Source organism: Sphaerochaeta sp. (assembly GCF_050178175.1).
Classification (GTDB): Bacteria; Spirochaetota; Spirochaetia; order Sphaerochaetales; family Sphaerochaetaceae; genus Sphaerochaeta.
Window position 1 is genome coordinate 1 of sequence record NZ_JBFXGH010000195.1, and the last position, 2,713, is coordinate 2,713.

3 protein-coding genes are annotated in these 2,713 nt (G+C 50.2%); 1 reads left to right on the forward strand and 2 read right to left on the reverse strand.

Features of this window, described 5'->3' with window-relative positions; all coding sequences use genetic code 11:
- Window positions 1-856 (reverse strand): hypothetical protein (locus tag AB7S66_RS12450; RefSeq protein ID WP_428520476.1); only part of this gene is annotated, 856 nt, incomplete at its 3' end.
- A gap of 71 nt (window positions 857-927) precedes the next feature.
- On the opposite strand from AB7S66_RS12450, the gene AB7S66_RS12455 reads away from it, so the two are divergent.
- Entirely contained in the window at window positions 928-1,680 is a 753-nt protein-coding gene (locus tag AB7S66_RS12455; RefSeq protein WP_428520478.1) for a fumarylacetoacetate hydrolase family protein, read from the forward strand.
- A 71-nt stretch (window positions 1,681-1,751) separates the two neighbouring features.
- Here AB7S66_RS12455 and AB7S66_RS12460 read toward each other — a convergent pair whose 3' ends face one another.
- On the reverse strand, window positions 1,752-2,597 hold the full coding sequence (locus AB7S66_RS12460; protein ID WP_428520479.1) for a DUF6544 family protein: 846 nt from the start codon (window positions 2,595-2,597) through the stop codon (window positions 1,752-1,754).
- Window positions 2,598-2,713: the final 116 nt, after the last annotated feature.

The following is a 2,713-nucleotide window of genomic DNA, read 5'->3' on the forward strand; positions in this document are numbered from 1 at the left end:
GTTTTGCAAGTTGACGAAGATGTTTCTCGTTGTTTCCCACAAAACGCTCTACATGCTCAATGCCATTGAGAGCCGCCTCATCACAATAAGGAGTAAACTCCTGGAGTAGATACCCCTGACTTGCTCCTTCTCTCATGGAGAGCAGTGTGAGTATGCCATGGGTGGTACAGCAGTCGATCACAATATCCCCATCCTGCACCTTGGCAAGCTCCATCACCTTCGTATAGAGCACCTCTGCCTGGGATGGAGAGGAGGGAAAATCGGATGTGGGGGGAAGGGAAAATCTCAGGGAGCAAAGGGAATCCTCGATCGCTGGACGTCCCCAGAATGTGCTGGGCTTGCTCTCCCCGTCATTCAGCACTATTCCAACGATCTCAGCATGTTCCCGCCTTAATGCATACAGGAAAGAGGTAAAAGTGCTTTCAATCCGCTCAGGAAGGGTAAAGCACAGCAACACCTGCTCCTGATCGCTCCTGATACGCAGTGTCAGCTTTGTTGCCGGGAAGGAAGTATCAATACCATGGGTGGAGGCAAGGCGATTGATGCTCCTCAGTATCCGCTCAGCCAAGGGATGCCTCAGCATACATGTCCTCAAGGCAATGAATTGATTCTGTCCCGTACTGATTAACCCGGATGCAAACTTTCCTCGCCAGTCCAGCCCAAAGTGAACCTCCACATAGTGGAGGAACCCTTCCATCTGCTGCATCCCTATCACAGGCTCCACACAAGAGGCAAGCTCTGCAAACCGGGTACGCAAGTAATTACTCTGCAATTCCAGCTGCTTATGATACGGGTGTTCCATGAGTGGGCAGTGACCGCAGACACGAAGCGCGGGACATTTGGCATAGGTTTCCATACTCCCTACGGTGCGGGTAAAAATGATGTTTGTCAATTGTGTTTGTCCACGCTCTTTGGTATGCTTAATCCATGAAATACGTACGATTCAAACACCAAGACGAGGTCTCCTATGGCCTCCTTAGCGATACCACCATCAAGGTGCTCGAGGGGTCACCCTTTACGAGCTATAGAGAAACCAGCAAGAAGCTCTCCTTGGAAGAGGTGGAATTGCTTACTCCCTGTGACTATTCCAAAGCCATCTGCATTGGCTTGAACTATAGTGACCATGCAAAGGAGTTCCAGCTTCCCATTCCAACCGAACCGGTTGTATTCATGAAGCCCTCCACCGCCGCGCTTGCTCCAAACAGGGAGATCATCTACCCAGAGATGAGCAACCGCCTCGACTATGAGGCAGAGCTTGCCGTGGTAATCGGGAAGAAAGCCCGATTTGTACCAGAAGCAGATGCATCATCCTACATCCTTGGCTACACTTGTGCCAACGATATTACTGCCCGGGACCTGCAACCGAAGCAGGGCCAGTGGACCGTGGCAAAGAGCTTTGACACCTTCTGCCCCTTCGGACCGTTTATCAGCGATGAGGTCGATCCAGCAAACCTTGTCATCGAGAGCAGGGTCAATGGAAGGACGATGCAGAAGTCCAATACCAGCAACCTGATCTTCTCAGTCCCCTTCCTGGTAAGCTACCTCTCCAGGGTCATGACCTTGCTCCCTGGAGACATCATCCTTACCGGTACCCCGGGAGGGATCAGTGGGATGCACAAGGGTGATACGGTGGAGATCCTGATCGAAGGACTGGGAGTGCTCCGCAATACCATAGCCTGAAGAGAGAGCCGAGGTTTTTATTCCCTCGGCTCATTTTTCTTTTCATTTTACCTGTAATAATAAACAACCTATCAATAGTAGTACGTTACCTGAACATCCTTTCCATCAAAGTAAAGCAAATCACCTTGAGGGTAGTGCCATGTTGCCCTGAGCCGAGTGAGAACACGCAAACCGTCCTGGATTACATACTCACCGCACTCGGCGCTCCAGGGGACCTGTTCAAGAGACCCGTCCATAGAGGCCGCCATTCTATCCTCGGTAGAGAAGACCAGCATCTCACCTTTTTCAGAGAAGGTAAAAACGCCCGATACCTCCATTCCATAGGCTTTCATCGTTGCCTTGGCATGGGTGTCATCCATTGCCTCCCAGGAAACCATGCCACTGAGCGCAACAGTGGGAAGGAAGAACGCCTCTGCTAGATAGGTCACCAAACAGGCTTTATCCATATGACGGCCCCTCTGGTTGAACAGCCTGATCCTTTTGGCAAGATACCCCTCCATGGAACCTCTTCCATCGGCGAAGGAATCCAATCCCTGGAATGGAAGCCCATAGATATGGGAGTCAATATAGGCAAACCTAAGCGGCTCACTTGCATCATTGATCTGTGTGTAATCGATTGAGATGGTAGGCTTATCCACTCCAAGAGAGAAGGGAACATCAGAGAAGACGGCCTTGAGTCCACTCATCTTCTGCTTTCCAATAAATCCACCTTCAATGAAGAACCGCTGGACAGGAAGGGGATACCCTTCCAGTTCCGCAAGGGTGAACACATCTTCGGTTGATTCCAGGTTTTGTATGAACTCCTGCTCAATACCAGCAAAGCGCTTCTGCAGCACAGAAGGAGGCAATAAAAGCACCAATAATATTACCAAAACTACTGCAATAATCCCCAATACCACCTTACTCCTCCTTCCCATACGTATCCTCCATACGTGCCAAGTTCTGCATCCATTGGGTAATGCTTTTCTGCATCACCATAAGCATCTCAGTGTCAAAGCCTGCAAAAAAGGACTCGACAAACGCAATTTCATCC

Bases quoted from the DNA above. Each gene is read 5' to 3' on its own strand.
- AB7S66_RS12455 (WP_428520478.1), top strand. From the start codon at position 928: ATGAAATACGTACGATTCAAACACCAAGACGAGGTCTCCTATGGCCTC.
- AB7S66_RS12460 (WP_428520479.1), bottom strand. From the start codon at position 2,597: ATGGGAAGGAGGAGTAAGGTGGTATTGGGGATTATTGCAGTAGTTTTG.